The organism is uncultured Polaribacter sp. (genome assembly GCF_947495205.1).
Classification (GTDB): Bacteria; Bacteroidota; Bacteroidia; order Flavobacteriales; family Flavobacteriaceae; genus Polaribacter.
This window is the reverse complement of sequence record NZ_CANLXV010000006.1, coordinates 34878-51628: the sequence shown is the minus strand read 5'-3', so window position 1 is coordinate 51628 and position 16751 is coordinate 34878. Positions and strand designations below refer to the sequence as shown.

Annotated in this window: 16 protein-coding genes and 1 tRNA gene; 9 read left to right on the top strand and 8 right to left on the bottom strand. The window is 30.0% G+C overall.

Translation table 11 applies throughout. From position 1 onward, the window contains the following. Positions 1-49 precede the first annotated feature (49 nt). Complete coding sequence (gene htpG / locus Q0762_RS07370; protein WP_298765427.1) at positions 50-1957, bottom strand: molecular chaperone HtpG; 1908 nt, start codon at positions 1955-1957, stop codon at positions 50-52. A 190-nt stretch (positions 1958-2147) separates the two neighbouring features. Between htpG and Q0762_RS07365 the strand changes: the two genes are divergently transcribed. After that, positions 2148-3155: a 3-oxoacyl-ACP synthase III family protein gene (locus Q0762_RS07365; protein ID WP_298765424.1), complete on the top strand. Its 1008-nt coding sequence runs from the start codon at positions 2148-2150 to the stop codon at positions 3153-3155. Positions 3156-3419: 264 nt separating this feature from the next. Continuing rightward, positions 3420-4811 carry a phosphoglucosamine mutase gene (glmM, locus tag Q0762_RS07360; protein WP_298765421.1) on the top strand — a complete coding sequence of 464 codons (1392 nt, stop codon included), beginning with the start codon at positions 3420-3422 and terminating at the stop codon, positions 4809-4811. A gap of 201 nt (positions 4812-5012) precedes the next feature. Here the strand turns inward: glmM and Q0762_RS07355 are convergent, their stop codons facing one another. Both Q0762_RS07355 and Q0762_RS07350 read right to left on the bottom strand, forming a co-directional pair. After that, the gene (locus Q0762_RS07355; RefSeq protein ID WP_298765418.1) at positions 5013-5924 is read right to left on the bottom strand and encodes a lysophospholipid acyltransferase family protein; all 912 of its coding nucleotides are present in this window, start codon (positions 5922-5924) and stop codon (positions 5013-5015) included. Between the two features lie 26 nt (positions 5925-5950). Continuing rightward, positions 5951-6850 (bottom strand): lysophospholipid acyltransferase family protein, encoded by a 900-nt coding sequence (locus tag Q0762_RS07350; protein ID WP_298765415.1) that lies wholly within the window; start codon positions 6848-6850, stop codon positions 5951-5953. An 83-nt stretch (positions 6851-6933) separates the two neighbouring features. On the opposite strand from Q0762_RS07350, the gene Q0762_RS07345 reads away from it, so the two are divergent. Next, positions 6934-7590, top strand: coding sequence for a rhomboid family intramembrane serine protease (locus Q0762_RS07345; protein WP_298765410.1), 657 nt, complete (start codon positions 6934-6936; stop codon positions 7588-7590). A 155-nt stretch (positions 7591-7745) separates the two neighbouring features. Here Q0762_RS07345 and Q0762_RS07340 read toward each other — a convergent pair. Continuing rightward, positions 7746-7818 (bottom strand) — tRNA-Gly (locus tag Q0762_RS07340). A gap of 207 nt (positions 7819-8025) precedes the next feature. On the opposite strand from Q0762_RS07340, the gene Q0762_RS07335 reads away from it, so the two are divergent. Together Q0762_RS07335 and Q0762_RS07330 are read left to right on the top strand one after the other, a co-directional pair. Further along, on the top strand, positions 8026-8901 hold the full coding sequence (locus tag Q0762_RS07335) for an MBL fold metallo-hydrolase (RefSeq protein WP_298765408.1): 876 nt from the start codon (positions 8026-8028) through the stop codon (positions 8899-8901). Between the two features lie 111 nt (positions 8902-9012). Further along, a complete protein-coding gene (locus tag Q0762_RS07330) occupies positions 9013-10434 on the top strand; it encodes a DUF1338 family protein (protein ID WP_298765406.1) in 1422 nt (473 codons plus the stop codon). Positions 10435-10954: 520 nt separating this feature from the next. On the opposite strand, the gene Q0762_RS07325 is transcribed toward Q0762_RS07330, so the two are convergent. Beyond that, positions 10955-11155 carry a hypothetical protein gene (locus Q0762_RS07325; protein WP_366940990.1) on the bottom strand — a complete coding sequence of 67 codons (201 nt, stop codon included), beginning with the start codon at positions 11153-11155 and terminating at the stop codon, positions 10955-10957. A 158-nt stretch (positions 11156-11313) separates the two neighbouring features. Here Q0762_RS07325 and Q0762_RS07320 point away from each other — a divergent pair, with 158 nt between their 5' ends. The 4 genes from Q0762_RS07320 to Q0762_RS07305 are packed head-to-tail and all read left to right on the top strand — an operon-like array spanning position 11314 to position 12913. Beyond that, positions 11314-12069 (top strand): hypothetical protein, encoded by a 756-nt coding sequence (locus Q0762_RS07320; protein ID WP_298765404.1) that lies wholly within the window; start codon positions 11314-11316, stop codon positions 12067-12069. Positions 12070-12071: 2 nt separating this feature from the next. Next, the gene (locus tag Q0762_RS07315; protein ID WP_298765402.1) at positions 12072-12494 is read left to right on the top strand and encodes a DUF5675 family protein; all 423 of its coding nucleotides are present in this window, start codon (positions 12072-12074) and stop codon (positions 12492-12494) included. Then, the gene (locus tag Q0762_RS07310; RefSeq protein WP_298765401.1) at positions 12472-12714 is read left to right on the top strand and encodes a hypothetical protein; all 243 of its coding nucleotides are present in this window, start codon (positions 12472-12474) and stop codon (positions 12712-12714) included. Before Q0762_RS07315 ends, Q0762_RS07310 begins: the two co-directional genes overlap by 23 nt. 1 nt (position 12715) lies before the next feature. Beyond that, complete coding sequence (locus Q0762_RS07305) at positions 12716-12913, top strand: hypothetical protein (RefSeq protein WP_298765400.1); 198 nt, start codon at positions 12716-12718, stop codon at positions 12911-12913. Positions 12914-13881: 968 nt separating this feature from the next. On the opposite strand, the gene Q0762_RS07300 is transcribed toward Q0762_RS07305, so the two are convergent. From Q0762_RS07300 to Q0762_RS07290, 3 genes are read right to left on the bottom strand one after another with little or no spacing between them, the layout of a single operon-like run. Next, positions 13882-14928, bottom strand: coding sequence for an RES domain-containing protein (locus tag Q0762_RS07300; protein ID WP_298765398.1), 1047 nt, complete (start codon positions 14926-14928; stop codon positions 13882-13884). Positions 14929-14930: 2 nt separating this feature from the next. Further along, positions 14931-15869, bottom strand: a complete 939-nt coding sequence (locus Q0762_RS07295) for a sce7725 family protein (RefSeq protein WP_026775375.1) — start codon at positions 15867-15869, stop codon at positions 14931-14933. Next, positions 15830-16732 carry a sce7726 family protein gene (locus Q0762_RS07290; RefSeq protein WP_298765386.1) on the bottom strand — a complete coding sequence of 301 codons (903 nt, stop codon included), beginning with the start codon at positions 16730-16732 and terminating at the stop codon, positions 15830-15832. Before Q0762_RS07290 ends, Q0762_RS07295 begins: the two co-directional genes overlap by 40 nt. Positions 16733-16751: the final 19 nt, after the last annotated feature.

Genomic DNA, 16751 nt, shown 5'->3' with positions numbered 1-16751 from the left:
ACTTTGTTGTTACAAAGTGGCTTTTATTACTGAGAAACAATTTCAGAATTTATTTTATAAGTTCATAAGAACGTTTAATAAAGTTTGTCAACTCTTCACCATGCAATAGGTTTTGAGATAGTTTTGCCAAATCAAAAGCTTGAGAAATTAAGCCTTTTTGTTTGTCCTCATCAGCAGTTAAAATTTCTGAAACTAATGGGCTGTTGGTGTTTACAACTAAGTTGTACATGTCTGGCATGTTGCCCATTCCCATCATTCCACCACCACCAGAAGCTTGCATTTCTTTCATTCTACGCATAAATTCTGGTACAGTAATTATAAACGGAGAAGATGCAGAATCCATAGCTTCTAGCTGAACTGTGTAACTTTTGTTATTTACAGCACCTTCAATTACAGGCTTTAATTTTTCTTTTTCTTCGTCAGATAATTTAGAAATTACATTTTCGTCTTTCTTAATTAAATTATCAATAAAATCAGCATCAACTCTTGTAAATTTCACTTTAGCATCTCCACCTTCTAATTTTTGCATTAAATGCGATATAATTGGCGAATCTAAAACTAACACTTCATAACCTTTTGCAGTAGCTTCTTGTATGTAACTGTGTTGCGCCTCCTTGTTAGATGCGTATAAAATTACATGGTTTCCATCTTTATCGGTTTGGTTGTCTTTTGTTTTTTCAATTAATTCATCAAAAGTGAAAAAAGTATCTGCAACAGTTGGGTACAAAGCAAATTTCTTTGCTTTATCAAAGAATTTATCCTCAGATAACATTCCGTATTCGATAATTACTTTAATATCGTTCCATTTTTGCTCAAAATCTGCTCTATCTTTTTTGAATAAAGAGCTTAATTTATCGGCCACTTTTTTAGTAATGTAACCAGATATTTTTTTAACAGCACCATCTGCTTGTAAATAAGAACGAGATACGTTTAACGGAATATCTGGAGAGTCAATAACACCTTTTAACATCTGTAAAAAGTCTGGCACAATACCTTCTACATTATCTGTTACAAAAACTTGGTTTTGGTACAATTGAATTTTATCCTTTTGCATATCCATGTTTTGTGATAACTTAGGGAAAAATAAAATTCCTGTTAAGTTAAACGGATAATCTACATTTAAATGAATGTGGAATAAAGACTCTTCAAATTGCATTGGATACAATTCTCTGTAGAAATTATCGTAATCTTCTTTTTCTAAATCTGCAGGTGCTTTTGTCCAAGCAGGGTTTGTGTTGTTAATAATATCATCAACCTCTATTTGTCTGTGAGGCTCTGTAGTTTCTTTGCCATCTTTATCTTTTGTAGTAGCAGGTTCATGCGCAGGATCGTTTATTTTTTTAGTTCCAAATTTAATTGGCACTTGGTTAAAACGATTGTATTTGGTTAACAAACCTCTAATTTTACCTTCTTCTAAAAATTCTGTAGAATCTTCTGCAATGTGTAAAACAATCTCAGTACCTCTGTCAGTTTTGTCATTTTCTACCAAAGTATATTCAGGAGAACCATCACAGGTCCAATGTGCAGCAGGCGCATCTTTAAAAGATTTCGTTTTAATTTCTACCTTATCAGCAACCATAAAAGCAGAGTAAAAACCTAAACCAAAATGCCCAATTACACCAGTTTCATTTTTATCGTCTTTATATTTATCTAAAAATTCTTCAGCACCAGAAAAAGCAATTTGGTTAATGTATTTTTCAACTTCATCCATTGTCATTCCTAAACCTTGATCTTTAATTGTTAAGGTTTTAGCATCTTTGTTAATACTAATTTCTATTTTAGCATCACCCAATTCTGTTTTTGCCTCACCAATAGAAATTAAGTGTTTTAATTTCGTAGTTGCATCTGTACCATTAGAAATTAATTCTCTCAAGAAAATTTCATGATCAGAATATAAAAACTTTTTAATCAGCGGAAAAATATTTTCTACTGATACATTAATATTTCCTTTTGCCATTTTATATGATTATTTATTTAACTTAAATTTTACTGCTAAGCATTAGTCAAAAAAAATACCAAAGCAGAATTTGTGACAAGTTGACAGAAATTTTGTTTTTTGTTTCAAAAGCTCATGTAGAATCAAAGACAAAATTCATTACATTTATAAACCACAAATAAAAGGTAATAAAAAAAGAAAATTAGAGATAATGTACAATTCAAAAATTATAGGTTTAGGTTATTATGTTCCAGAAAACGTTGTAACGAATAACCATTTAACAGCGTTTATGGATACCTCAGATGAGTGGATTCAAGAAAGAACAGGCATACAAGAAAGACGTTGGATAGATCCAAAAACAGAAGACACCACAGCTGTAATGGGCGCAAAAGCATCTAAAATTGCCATAGAAAGAGCCGGTTTAACCAAAGATGATATCGATTTTATAGTTTTTGCAACCTTAAGTCCAGATATGTATTTTCCTGGTGGTGGCGTGCAAGTACAAGATATTTTAGAAATGCCAACAATTGGCGCCTTAGATGTGCGTAACCAATGTTCTGGTTTTATATACGCCATGTCTGTTGCAGACCAATTTATAAAAACAGGTATGTATAAAAACATTCTAGTTATTGGTGCAGAAAACCATTCTGGTGGTTTAGAAAAATCTACAAGAGGTAGAGGAGTTACCGTAATTTTTGGCGATGGGGCAGGAGCTGCAGTATTGTCTAGAACAGAAGAAAAAGACAAAGGAATTTTATCTTCTCACTTACATTCAGAAGGCAAGCATGCCAAAGAATTGGTTTTAGAAGGGCCTTCTACCAAAAGATGGGTGCCAGAAATTATAGCAGCCAATGATGCAGAAGATCAGTCTTATTTTCCATATATGAATGGCCAATTTGTGTTTAAACATGCAGTTACCCGTTTTTCAGAAGCAATTGTAGAAGGTTTACAAGCCAATAATTTGCAAAAAGAAGATATTGATATGTTAATACCACATCAAGCCAACTTGCGTATTGCACAATTTATTCAGAAAAAATTTCAATTGCCAAATGAAAATGTGTACAATAATATTATGAAATACGGCAATACAACAGCAGCATCTGTAATTATTGCTTTAACAGAAGCTTGGGAAAAAGGTAAAATAAAAGATAACGATTTGGTTGTTTTAGCTGCTTTTGGTTCTGGTTTTACTTGGGGTTCTGTTATAATTCGTTGGTAATTTATCAAAATTTATGTAATGTAAATTTAGCTTAAATACCGCTATTTTTATGCAATTATTTTGGGCGTTACCACACAGAAAAAGTGTGGTCGGGCTTTACACTACAATCTTTTTTTCGTACCTCAAAAAAGGATTTTCGTTGCAATCCCTAACGCGCTTACTTGCCAACAAAATGCAATCTTAAAAGCAGTAGCTATTAAATAATTTTAAGAACTCGTTTAATAGAATTATCTTTGTTCAGAGAAAAAAAATCAACCAAAAAAAATGACATTAATAAAATCAATATCAGGAATTAGAGGAACCATTGGAGGTAAAACTGCAGATAATCTTACACCCATAGATGCTGTAAAATTTGCATCAGCATATGGTGCATTTATCAAAAATAGAAATCCTAATAAAAACAAAATAACAGTTGTTATAGGAAGAGATGCCCGTATTTCTGGAAAAATGATTTCTAGTTTGGTAGCCAATACACTTGTAGGTTTGGGAATTAATGTAGTAGATTTAGGTTTATCAACCACACCAACAGTAGAAGTTGCAGTTCCTTTAGAAAAAGCAGATGGTGGTATTATTTTAACAGCATCACACAATCCAAAACAATGGAATGCTTTAAAATTATTAAATGAAAAAGGAGAGTTTTTAAACGGAGCAGAAGGAGAAAAAATATTAGCTTTAGCAGAAAACGAAGATTTTGAATTTGCAGAAGTAGATGATTTAGGAACGTACACCAAAGACAATTCTTATTTACAAAAACACATTAACGAAGTTTTAAATTTAGAATTGGTAGATGTAGAAGCCATTAAAAAAGCGAACTTTAAAGTAGTTGTAGATGGCGTAAATTCTACAGGAGGTATTTTTATTCCTGCGTTATTAGATCAATTAAATGTAACTTGTGTAGAGTTGTATTGCACACCAAATGGGCAATTTCCACACAATCCAGAGCCATTAAAAGAACATTTAACAGATATTTCTGAACTAGTCGTAAAAGAAAAAGCAGATTTTGGTATTGTTGTAGATCCAGATGTAGATAGACTAGCTTTAATTTCTGAAGATGGTTCTATGTTTGGTGAAGAATATACTTTAGTAGCTTGTGCAGATTATGTTTTAGGCAGATTAGGCGGCGGAAATACCGTTTCTAATTTATCGTCTTCAAGAGCATTAAGAGACGTTACTGAAAAACATGGCGGAACGTACACAGCATCTGCAGTTGGTGAGGTAAATGTTGTTATTAAAATGAAAGAAACCAACACGGTTATTGGTGGTGAAGGAAATGGAGGAATTATTTATCCTGCATCTCATTACGGACGAGACTCTTTAGTGGGTGTTGCTTTGTTTTTATCGCATTTAGCGCATAAAAAAGTATCTTGTAAAACCTTAAGAGATGCTTACCCAAGTTATTTTATGAGTAAAAATAAAATAAAATTAACACCAGAAATTAATGTAGATGCTATTTTACAAACCATGGCAAGTAAATATTCAAATGAAGATGTAAACACTATAGATGGTGTAAAAATAGATTTTGCAGACGAGTGGATTCATCTAAGAAAATCTAATACAGAACCAATTATTAGAATTTATACAGAAGCAAAATCTCAAGAAAAGGCAGATGCCTTAGCAACACGTTTTATTGCAGAAATAAAAGCAATTACAGCATAAAAAGCAAACATATTTAGAACAAGTATATTTAGTATAGCAAAAACTTTTGTTTCTCCTTTTGGAGAACAAAAGTTAGTCTATGCAGCTTATACAGCTAGTCGGTATTTGTAAAGCCAAATGGCAAATGGTTTAAAAATTATAAATATAATTGTGTTAAAACTATGCAACCCACAAAACCATTCTGTTAAGAACAAGATTTGCTTATCTCTTAATTTGCGGTTTCATTTTTAACCAAGCATCATAACTATCTTTGTGTTTGAACCTTTTATGAGACCAAAGATAATTTTCTGGTTGTTTTTTGATATTTTTTTCTGTTAAACGCAAATATTTTTCCGATAAATCGTAGTTTTTAAATGCATTACTATTTTCTGTGAGTAATTCAAATTCAGCTTCATAATAACCACGTTTTACTCTTTTAGTAACATAATTTATTACCACCAAATCAAATTTTTTGGCTAACATTTCTGCACCAGTATGAATGGGTACTTTAACTCCAAAAAACTCGCTCCAGTAAAAAGTTTTAGCAACTCGTGGAGATTGATCACTTAAAAGAATATATGTTGCTATGATTTTCTTTTCGAAGTTTTCTGTCATTTTTGCTACAGTATTTGTAGTTTTTATACCATAACAACCAAATTTAGTTCTCGTCTTTAAAAGTTTTTTCTCAAAAGCTTTATTTCTAAGTTTACTATATGTACCAAAAATACTACCTTCTAGGACTAAAGGTAAACCAAAAGACCATTCCCAATTAGCAAGGTGTGCACCTACTAATACAACACTTTTACCTTGTTTAATATATTTATTTACTAATTCAGGATTTTTGTAAGTGTATCTTTCAGAAATTTCTTTTTCAGAAATTGAAAAAGATTTAAAACTTTCTACAGCAATATCTGTAAGGTTTTTGTAGAATTTTTTAGTGATTTCTAAAATTTCTTTTTCAGATTTTTCTAGAAAAGCGTATTTAATATTTGTAACTACAATTTTTTTTCTATAACCAAAAACATGGTAAATTAAAAAAGAAAAAATATCTGATAAAATGTATAAAAACCACATTGGTAATTTAGATAGTAACCAGATAATTGGGTAAACGATGTAGAAAACTAATTTGTTCATTTTATGTTTATTTAGGTACTATTTTTTTACAAATTTTCTTTTTGCCAATCTTCAAATCTGTCTTTGTGTTTAAACCTTTTATGAGACCACAAATAACATTCGGGTTGTTTTTTTATCTGATTTTCTGTAAGTTCTAAATATTTTTCGGTAATAAAGTTCTTTTCTTCTTCTTTTGGTTTTTCGGTAATTACAGTAAATTCAGCGTTGTAATACCCGCGTTTTATTTTGGTAACACTCCAATTAAGCACAACCAAATCAAACTTTTTAGCCATGGCTTCTGCACCTGCATGAATAGGTACTTTTACATTAAAAAAATTAGACCAATACATTTTTTTTGTCAACATAGGAGATTGGTCACTAATAAGCACATAAGCGCCATGTTTATTGGTGCTAAAATTTCTGTGTATTGCCTTTACAATTTGTTTAGATTCAAACAATGTAATGCCAAACTTAGAACGTGTTTTGGTAACCAAATTATTAAAAAAAGCATTTCTAATGTGTTTGTAAGAGCCAAAGATATTTGCAGAAGTGTATAAAGGTAAACCAGCAATCCATTCCCAATTACCTTGATGTGCACCTAACAAAGCAATGCTTTTACCTTCTTTTACGTATTTCTCTAAAAGCGCTGCATTTTTGTAAGTATACCTTTTAGCAATTTCTTTTTTAGAGATAGAAATGGCTTTTATAGTTTCTACCATAGAATCCATAAAATGTTTAAAGAATTTTTTTCTAATTTTTAATAAATCCTCCAAGTTTTTATCAGGAAAAGCAAGTTTTAAATTGTTTAAAACTACCGTTTTTCGATATCGAAAAATATAAAATGTAATGTAGTAAAAAATACTAGATTTTAGATATAAAATTTTCATTGGCAGCTTAGAAATTAGCCATAGAAAAGGATATATAAACGCAAAAGCTAAAAATTGCATATAATTTTTTTAATGTCGCAAATATCGGATATAAATTTAAAATGAACACTTTTTTATGCATTGGTTTTTAGTATGTTTGTATTATGATGGGCAATTTAAATCAAGCAGTTTTATTTATAATTGTAGCCAATGTTTTGGTCTCAATAAAAGGTTTTAATGATTATTCTTTTTTGAATAAGTACAAATTTCAGATTGGCAGTATATTATCTGGAGAAAAAATTAGAATGTTAACTTCTGGATTTTTGCATGCAGATTGGATGCATTTAGGTTTTAACATGTATGCTTTATATCTTTTTGGAGGAATTGTGGCAAGTAGGTTAGGAACATCAAATTTTTTAATTATTTATGGTTTAAGTTTACTTGCAGGAAGTTTATATACTTTAAAATATCATAAATCTGAACCTTACTATTCTGCTGTGGGTGCCTCAGGCGCTGTTTCTGGTATTATTTATGCTTCCATTTTGTTGTACCCAAGTATGAGTTTGTACCTGTTTTTTATTCAAATACCAATTCCTGGTTACATTTTTGGAGTCGGTTATTTGCTCTATTCTATTTATGGAATGAAAAAACAATTGGGTAATATTGGGCATTCTGCGCATTTAGGAGGAACTATTGGAGGTTTTATTGTTACTTTAGTATTAAGTCCTAATTTGATTACAACCAATACTTTTTTGGTAATTTTATTGGCAGTTCCTATTGTGTTATTACTATTGTTTGGTGATAAACTAAGAGATTTATAAGTTGTTTGTTTTAGGTTTACAGTTGCACTTCTAGAAGTGAAACTCAGGTAAGATAAATGTAGCCTTTAAAATTTAATAAGTTTTGCTGATGGTTATATTTCATCTAAGAAATTTACCACAAAAAAAAGACTTTATCATTTCTGATAAAGTCTTAGAGCGAAAGACCAGGTTCGAACTGGCGACATTCAGCTTGGAAGGCTGACGCTCTACCAACTGAGCTACTTTCGCGTGGTAAAGAGATGCAAATATACTATGTTTTTTAACTTCTGCAACGATTTTTTTAAATAAAAAAACTCTTTTTAGAGCATGCTAAAAATGAAGAACTTACATGCAGCAGCATTTTAAATTCTTACAATTTTCGGTAAAATTTAACCTTTTTATCCAGTGTTTTTACCCACAAAAAATCGTAATTTGTGCAAATACTAAATACTTTTTATGAAAATTATAAAATTAGTAGTTCTTCTATTGTTAAGTACAATGCCTTTACATGCACAAAAAAATGAAGTTAAAATTACTACAGAAAAACTAACGGATCATATTTATGTTTTAAAAGGACAAGGAGGTAATATTGGTTTGTTTGTTGGAGAAGATGCTGTTTTTCTGATTGATGACCAATTTGCACCATTAACAAACAAAATATTAAAAGCAATAAAACAAATTACCCAAAAACCTGTAAGTTATTTGGTAAATTCTCACTGGCATGGAGACCATACAGGCGGAAATTTAAATATGGCAAAAGAGGGCGCGTTAATTCTAGCACATGAAAATGTAAGAAAACGAATGAATACCACAGCAGAAATAAGAGGTAAAATTAAACAGGCTTCACCCAAAGAAGCGCTACCTGTAATTACTTTTTCTGATAATATGATGTTACACATTAATAATGAAGATATTTTAGTAGCGCATGTTCATAATGCACATACTGATGGAGATGCCATTATTTATTTTACTTCAAATAATGTAATTCATATGGGTGATACTTACTTTCAAGGAAAATTCCCATACATAGATTTAAATTCTGGAGGTCATATAAACGGTGTTATAGCGTCCGCAGAAAAGGTTATTTTGTTGGCAGATGATGAAACTAAAATTATACCTGGCCATGGTAATGTTGCTAACAGAAAACAATTAATTGCATATAAAAATATGCTGGTAGATTTAAAAGAGAAAATTCAACTAGAAATAGACCAAGGAAAAACTTTAGCAGAAGTTTCAAAAAACAATACAATTACCGCGAATTATAAATTGTTTAATGGCTGGATTACTGAAGAGAAAATAAGAATTGCAATATATAATAGCTTGATACAATAAAATTCTGTTTTGTAACAGATTTATTTAATGATGAATTTTACAGTACATTTTGAATAATTAAAAAATGCACCGCTAACAAAAGTTATATTTATTTTTTTCACAAAAAATATTATGGATATAAAAAATACGAAAGAGAATTCTAAAAACACGTTTGTATCAGCAGAATTTATTCGCAATCTTTTTTCTTCAACCATGTCAGAAATGTATAAAATTGAAGTGCCTTTGTATGGCGATTTACTTCAACTTGTGGAATCTGTGAACAAAGCGTTTCTTTTAAACAAACCAGAACTAAGAAATGAGTTTACAAAAACAGGAGAAATTCAAAGATTAGATGCAGAGCGTCATGGTGCTATCCGTTTAGGAAAACCTAGCGAATTATTTCATATGCGTCGTTTATTTAAGGTAATGGGTATGTTTCCTGTTGGTTATTATGATTTGGCTTCTGCGGGCGTACCAGTGCATTCTACAGCTTTTAGGGCAATAGATAATAGTGCTTTAAATAAGGCTCCTTTTCGAGTTTTTACTTCTTTATTACGTTTAGATTTAATAGATAGCTTAGAGCTTCAACAAAAGGTAACCGCTATTTTAGAAAACCGTCAAATATTTACAGAAAAAGTATTGCATTTAATTGATAAGTTTGAAAAGCATGGAGGTTTAACTAAAAGTGATTCAGAAATATTTGCGCAAGAAGCTATAGAAACATTTAGATGGCACAAAAATGCTACTGTAAGTATAGAAGTTTATAATGAGCTACTAGCACAACATAGGTTGGTTGCAGATGTAGTTGCTTTTAAAGGTCCACATATTAATCATTTAACGCCAAGAACTTTAGATATAGATTGTGTACAAGTAAAAATGAAATTGAAGCATATTTCATGCAAAGAGAACATAGAAGGGCCACCAGCTAGAAAATGCCCTATTTTATTAAGACAAACAAGTTTTAAAGCACTGTCAGAAAACGTTATTTTTAAAAATAGTAGTAAAATTTTAAAAGAAGGCGAGCATAAGGCTCGTTTTGGTGAAATAGAGCAACGCGGTATTGCATTAACTCAAAAAGGGCAAGATTTGTATGACAAATTATTGGCAGAAACACGGATTGCTTTTGGAGGTGCTCCAAATGCGGATAATGTTGAGGAGTATAACATGATACTAGCAGAAAACTTTAAATCATTTCCTGATGATTATGCAGTAATGCAAAGAGATAAATTGGCTTATTTTTATTATCATATTACCGCAAAAAGAAAAGAAAAATATTCAGTTAAAAAGTATACCAAAACAGACATTAACAAACTATTAGAAGTGGGTTTGTTACATATTACCCCAATAATCTACGAAGACTTTTTACCAATAAGTGCAGCAGGTATTTTTACATCTAATTTGGGTAATGATGAAATAAAGCAATCCTATAAAGAAACTGCGAATCAAAATTTATTTGAAAAATATTTGGGTGAACCTGTAATAAATTTAATGAAGTGGTATGAAAACAAGCAAGAAGAAAGTATTGAGAAATGTTTGCTAGTTTTAAATTCTTAAATTAAGAATTATGCAAAGAAGCATTATTTGGTAATGCATACGTTATAATTAAAGTAGGATCAATACTAAAAGTTGTGAAGTAGCTATAAGTTGAGGAACTTTGATAATTTTTTTTTATCTCTTCAGGCACTTTACTATCGATTGTAAAATTTTTATTACCAGAAGTTTTAGTTACTTATTTTGAGTTAACCAAACATAAGGTCAAAGAAGAAGAAATTCATTTAATCAAATTCCACAACTTTATGACTTGATCCGTAAAGTATGCATACTCTAAACATGATTTAAATAAAAAAAACTCCAGAATCTAAAGGAAACTGGAGTTTTTTTGTCGGGGTGGCAGGATGATAACTAAACCGCCACTATGCAGTAAAATCAATACTTTAGGAAAAGTGCTAAAACAGTGTGAACCGAATTGTAGACCTAATAGTTAAATTGAAATAGTATGTTTTGTTTGAACGTCTAAAACAAATTTACGATTTTAACTTCATTAAAACCAAACAAATAGCGTCAAATGTTATGATTAATCTATTAAATATTTATTAATAGTTTCTTCCTCAATACCACTATAATTAGCAAAATCTTGTACTGTTATAAATTGATGAGGCTCTTTGTCTAAATACTCTTTTATCTTATTAATAAGCTTACGACAATAACGTTCACTACGCCCTGTGATGCGTTGAATGTCTTTTGGGTATATACAAGCTCTTTTTGTAATCATCATACATTATCTATGCTTTATCTATACTTAAAACTATTAGTGCCTAATTAAGGTTATTTAGGTTTAATCGGTAAGGATGGATTAAAGCGGAATCTCTTTTTTTTAAGTGTGTCATAAAGTTACGTGATTTGAAATATTAATCATATAAAAAAGTAAAAATTATGGCAAAACAAACAGGAATTATCAAATTAAAAGGAACTATCGGAGGTATTTCTTTTTACAAAACAAGTGATGGACATTTGGCTCGTGAAAAAGGTGGGGTGGACAAAAACAGAATTCAGAATGATCCAGCGTTTCAAAGAACGCGTGAAAATGGTTCTGAATTTGGAAGAGCTGGTAAAGGTGGAAAAGTATTGCGAAATGCAATTCGTTTGCTTTTACAAAATGCAAAGGATAAAAGAGTGGTTTCTCGTTTAACAAAAACGTTAGTGGCAGTTACTAAAACTGATGTGGTTAATGAGAGAGGTTTAAGAACCTTGCAGGATGGGAATTTAACTCTTTTAGAGGGTTTTGAATTCAATTTGAATGGAAAGTTGGGAGCAACATTATTCGCTCCGTTTACCAAAGCTTTTGACAGAGTTACTGGTGAAGCAGCTTTGGATTTGGTTGCTTTTTCACCAGTGGTAAGAATTGCAGCTCCTGCAGGAACGACACATTTTAAAATTGTAATGGGTGCTGCTGAATTAGATTTTGAAAATGAAACCTCAACTTTTGAAAGTGATGCAACTACTATTTTACCCTATACAGCTGCTGACACTGCTGCAATTGCATTATCTGCAACAATTACTGCGAATTCTACACAACCAGTAACGCAAGTGATTGGAGTTGAGTTTTATCAGGAAGTAAATGGCGATATGTATGCACTTAAAAATGGTGCTTATAATGCCTTATCAGTTGCGATTATTGACAAACCATAATTATGGAGTTGCTATTGCAAAGAGCATATTTTAAACAGGGTACCAATGGTACTCTGTTTGCTTCTGATAAATTCCTTTGTCATACCATTGAATTACCCTGGAGAAATAATCAACGTAATATATCTTGCATACCAGAAGGAAAATATGAAGTTATTCCTCGATTTTCTAAAAAGTTTAAACATCATTTGATATTGAAAAATGTAGCTAATAGAAGCTTTATTTTATTTCATCCTGCAAATGATGCAAAAAGAGATTTAGAAGGTTGTATTGCTCCTGTAACTTACTTAAGTGGTATTGGAAAAGGGATTTATTCAAGGGATGCAATGCAAAAATTACTGTCTTTGGTTTATCAAGCTAAAGAACGAAAGGAAAAAATAATATTAATCGTTAAATCACAGAATTATGAAAATTATAGAACGTTATAAAAAACCAACACCAAAATTCTTTAGAATTTTAAGAAATATAGGCATTGCATTGGTTACTACAGGAGGAGCTATTATTGCAGCTCCTGTAAGTATTCCTGCAGCAATAGTTACTATTGCTACATATATGACAGTTGCAGGAACTGTGGCAACAGCTGTAAGTCAAGCTGTAGTTTCTGATGAAAAAGAGAAAACAGCAATAGAAACTACTAAAAACAACTAAAATGAGCTTTCAAATCCCACATCAAAATTTGAGCGCTGGTGTTATTGGTGGTACTTTTTTGACTACAATTTCTCATATTGGTTCAGAGGATATTATTACAACAATTGTTTTGGCTACTTTGGGTGCAATTGTCAGTTTTATTGCTTCTGTAATGATGAAGTTTTTTGTAAAATCAATAAAAAAACATCATAAAAAGTAAAATTTAAGCATCAGTAATTAGAAAGAGCATTTATATTTTGAATGCTCTTTTTATATATCCAATATTTTTGTTTTTTACTTAACGAAATGAGACAAACAAAGAATTTTGATAAAGAAACTAAATGAATTTAGCAGAATTTTTGTGCAGGAGAATGAGATAAGGAAAAAATATCAATGATAATTATCGTTTTTAAAGATTGATCAACAGAGGTGGGTTTGAGCGTGGAGTTTATCAATCTTTAAAAATGTTAGCCCAATGGCGATTGAATGAAAATTATTAAAGACGAAGTACGTAGTGCGCTGGCAGAAGCGAAAATAAGTGTGTATTTTTTTATTTGTTCTGTATTATTTTTCTGATTGTTTTTGTAAAAAGTGAATGCCTCTAAAAATATTTCTATTGTTAGTAAATTTCTATGGTTACTAAATTGTTTTTAAACTTGGATTAGCATTTGCTTTTGTGAAAACAATTTTATCCCATTTTCTTACAAATAAAAAAATATACTCTTATTGGCTTTTTCTTGATTTTATAGGTGCTTTAGAATTTCTTTTATAAACTGAAATTTGATTAGTTCTATCAAAGTTAATTACACACTACCAACAAGCACTTATAAAAACAATGCAACAAAGACTGAATGTTGATAAAATAACCAAACTTCATTATTAATTACGGATGTGAGCGTTGGAAGAGCGGCTATTTTACATAATGGCGTTATAGTGCCTGGAACTTTTGTGGAAGAGCAGTATAACTGCGCATTATGTAAAGATAGCTTTGGGGAGTTTTGTGTTTTATGAAATAATAAAAACGTATTGCTTTTTAGAGTTGTGTAATGAGTTTGCGAATGAAACAAGCTCTAAAATGCAACTACCTATAGAATATTAAAACGCTAAACTTGCATTGGCGCGCGGAACAAACCAAAAGACAGAGATTTTTTGCTTTTGCAACAAACTGGATTTTGGTTTGTGGGGAATTTAACTATTATCAAGTAACTTATGATGTAGTTTTATATTTTCAATTTCATAAACTTTTGTAGCAATGCATTCTAATTTATCTGGATTGAAAACGGCTAAATTATAACCTTCAGCAAATAATGAACTCTGATATTCTACACCATCAAAACCTAATGATTTGATAAATTCTGAAATATATTGAGTAGGAATATAATCTAATTGTTTATCTCTTTTTCTTATTGGTAACGAGATCTCTTTTTGTAAAGTCTGTATAAATGGAACATAGGTTAAAAAATCTTCTATGGCTTCATTTTCAGACCAAGGAATAGGGTCGTCTTTTGGATTTCTCAAATTAAGAATTTTTAAATCCTCATTTAACCGAAATTCGCCAACTGTAACATAATCAAATAAAGATGCTCTTGTTTCATATAATGATGTTTCTAACTTATCAGCTATATATAAATAAGATATTCCTTTAGGATTTGCTCTACCACCAGTAGCGAGTTCGTTAGGTGGATTGCCCATTTGGTTTGAATTAAAACCAATTTTATCTGATATACGACATCTATAAAAGATACGCCCTTTTTTTATTGTTTTATAGAAGCTTTCGTGATTGAAGAAATTAGCTAATTTTTTTAAATCAATGGTATTTTTAATATGATATCGATTTACAGATTTGATTTCATCCTTGAATTCCTTCCAAATACTATGAATTTGATTTGTTTCAGAAATTAGTTCAATCTTTATTTCTGATGATACATTCTCATTAAATAATTCATTTAAAATTTCTTCTTCATCTACAAAAATTGATTCAAATAATAGTTTATTATCATCAACTAAATTAGTAGTGAGATTAAAGTCTTTTTTTACGGATTGTGCTAAATTAAATTCTGAATCAACATCCACTTCATACAAAGAAATTATATTCCGAAAAAAAGGAGCTAATTCTCTTGCTGCATAAATAGATACGCTTATTGAATTGCAAAAATCACAATTTCCATTTCTGTCATCAGCATTAATTATACTTATTAAGTATTCGCTATTGAAACAATTTACACAACAATTCATAATTAAATCTTATCTACAATTAATTCGATATGATTCATTATTGATAGTTTTTTTAAGGTACCTAAACCAGGGAAATGTCCTCGATTATGAAGATCTTTATAAACTTCAACAGCTTTGGTGTTTATATTATTGCTAACACACCAATTAACAAGTTTTTCAAGTGCTTCTGCGAATTTACCTCCTATATCAGATACATCACCATTTGAGTCAGATACAAAATGTTTTACCATTATTTTACCTGATGCATTAATGTAAGATAAATGCATTGCAACAGCTCTTGGTAAAAAACCTGAATCTGAATAATTGTCACCAACCGTTAAAAAATCAGAAAAACCGAAAAACCCTTCAGCTTTATAAAAACTGTATTCTTCAGAAAAAGGACTTTCCCCTACTTCAAGATAATCTGCATTTCTTGGCATATCTCTAAAATAATCATCTAATGAAATTCTGCTATCTTCAGAGAATAATCTATAATAACGCCTACTTGTATGACTAAAGTAAATAATATTGTAAATAACGTTTATGTTACTTTGAATTTCAGTAATACTAACTTCTGATATTTCAGAATTATGAATTAAAGTAACGCCTTTATAATCTAACTCTAAACTATTTACACCTTCAATTAAAGCTGGAATTTGCTCTTCAATTTTTGTGTCTATAATTATTGCAATTTGATAATTATTATAATGTTGTAATACCTCTTTTAAAAGATCTATAATTTTATTACCCTCACCAACTAAACCACCCACTTTAGGATTTATAATAACACTAAAGTTTACATTTTTAGATGCTAAAGTTTTTAATGCAGATTTTAAGGTAGAAGAACCTTTAATTGGTTCGATTACAGGTGAAATTTTAGTTGAAAAATTTGGTAGTAAACCACATAATTCTCGTAACGCGATTAATTCAAATTGTTTACCTCTGACATATGGGAAATACATAGCTTACTTTTTTTATAAAGAAAATCTTCTAATTCAATGAAATCTTTTTTTGAAAAATTTAAAGTGTAACAGATATGTTTTAATGAATCTGGGACTAAATCATCATTAAATAATTCTGGATTAGAAATATTTCTAAATTTTAATTCTTTGATAACTAATTTTTGAAACTCTAAAATATCTATTTTTTTTGAAAGTTTAAAACACTCTCTAAAAATTAGTGTGTTAGGAACAACAGGAATTGCTCCAAAATGTTTTTTCAGTAAACTAATATATTCATCTTTTCTTAAACTCTTGAATAGTGTTTCGTGGGAAAATGAAAAATTTTGTTCTGCTTTTTTAATAGTTTTAAGCGCGTTTCTTTTTGTCAATTCAATTAAACCAATTTCTGTGTTATAAAATTTAACTAATAGATTAGGAATGTGTTTTGAATTTGAAACCACATAGATTTTATCAGCAAATTTTTTATAATCTGCTAATTGTTTATCCAATTTATCTAAACCATCTAATTCAGTTTTTATTTCATAAACACGAGCTTCACCATTTAAAATAACAAAGTCTGCTATTGAATTACCAATTTTAAATTCTGATAGTGCTATTGAATTTTTTAAGCTATACTTTTTAAGAAGTTTTTGATTTAAAAGGATGTTTTTATAAATATATTCATTTTTGTAAGTACCTAAAAGTGATTTGTAAATAGCATTAATGACTTCAAAGTTAGTGGTAGATTCTGATATTTTAGTGTGTTTGTTAATACGATAAAATGTATCAAAATAATTCTTATCCTTTACTATTTTTTTAAAATTAGCAGGAGATAGAATTTGTGATAAATTCCTTAAACTTTCTATATTTTTAGCTACTTGCATTATTTTACAAAGTTAACAA

Excerpts from the sequence above, each read along its gene's own strand:
- htpG (WP_298765427.1), bottom strand. The coding sequence starts at position 1,957 with ATGGCAAAAGGAAATATTAATGTATCAGTAGAAAATATTTTTCCGCTG.
- Q0762_RS07365 (WP_298765424.1), top strand. The coding sequence starts at position 2,148 with ATGTACAATTCAAAAATTATAGGTTTAGGTTATTATGTTCCAGAAAAC.
- glmM (WP_298765421.1), top strand. The coding sequence starts at position 3,420 with ATGACATTAATAAAATCAATATCAGGAATTAGAGGAACCATTGGAGGT.
- Q0762_RS07355 (WP_298765418.1), bottom strand. The coding sequence starts at position 5,924 with ATGAACAAATTAGTTTTCTACATCGTTTACCCAATTATCTGGTTACTA.
- Q0762_RS07350 (WP_298765415.1), bottom strand. The coding sequence starts at position 6,850 with ATGCAATTTTTAGCTTTTGCGTTTATATATCCTTTTCTATGGCTAATT.
- Q0762_RS07345 (WP_298765410.1), top strand. The coding sequence starts at position 6,934 with ATGATGGGCAATTTAAATCAAGCAGTTTTATTTATAATTGTAGCCAAT.
- Q0762_RS07335 (WP_298765408.1), top strand. The coding sequence starts at position 8,026 with ATGAAAATTATAAAATTAGTAGTTCTTCTATTGTTAAGTACAATGCCT.
- Q0762_RS07330 (WP_298765406.1), top strand. The coding sequence starts at position 9,013 with ATGGATATAAAAAATACGAAAGAGAATTCTAAAAACACGTTTGTATCA.
- Q0762_RS07325 (WP_366940990.1), bottom strand. The coding sequence starts at position 11,155 with ATGATGATTACAAAAAGAGCTTGTATATACCCAAAAGACATTCAACGC.
- Q0762_RS07320 (WP_298765404.1), top strand. The coding sequence starts at position 11,314 with ATGGCAAAACAAACAGGAATTATCAAATTAAAAGGAACTATCGGAGGT.
- Q0762_RS07315 (WP_298765402.1), top strand. The coding sequence starts at position 12,072 with ATGGAGTTGCTATTGCAAAGAGCATATTTTAAACAGGGTACCAATGGT.
- Q0762_RS07310 (WP_298765401.1), top strand. The coding sequence starts at position 12,472 with ATGAAAATTATAGAACGTTATAAAAAACCAACACCAAAATTCTTTAGA.
- Q0762_RS07305 (WP_298765400.1), top strand. The coding sequence starts at position 12,716 with ATGAGCTTTCAAATCCCACATCAAAATTTGAGCGCTGGTGTTATTGGT.
- Q0762_RS07300 (WP_298765398.1), bottom strand. The coding sequence starts at position 14,928 with ATGAATTGTTGTGTAAATTGTTTCAATAGCGAATACTTAATAAGTATA.
- Q0762_RS07295 (WP_026775375.1), bottom strand. The coding sequence starts at position 15,869 with ATGTATTTCCCATATGTCAGAGGTAAACAATTTGAATTAATCGCGTTA.
- Q0762_RS07290 (WP_298765386.1), bottom strand. The coding sequence starts at position 16,732 with ATGCAAGTAGCTAAAAATATAGAAAGTTTAAGGAATTTATCACAAATT.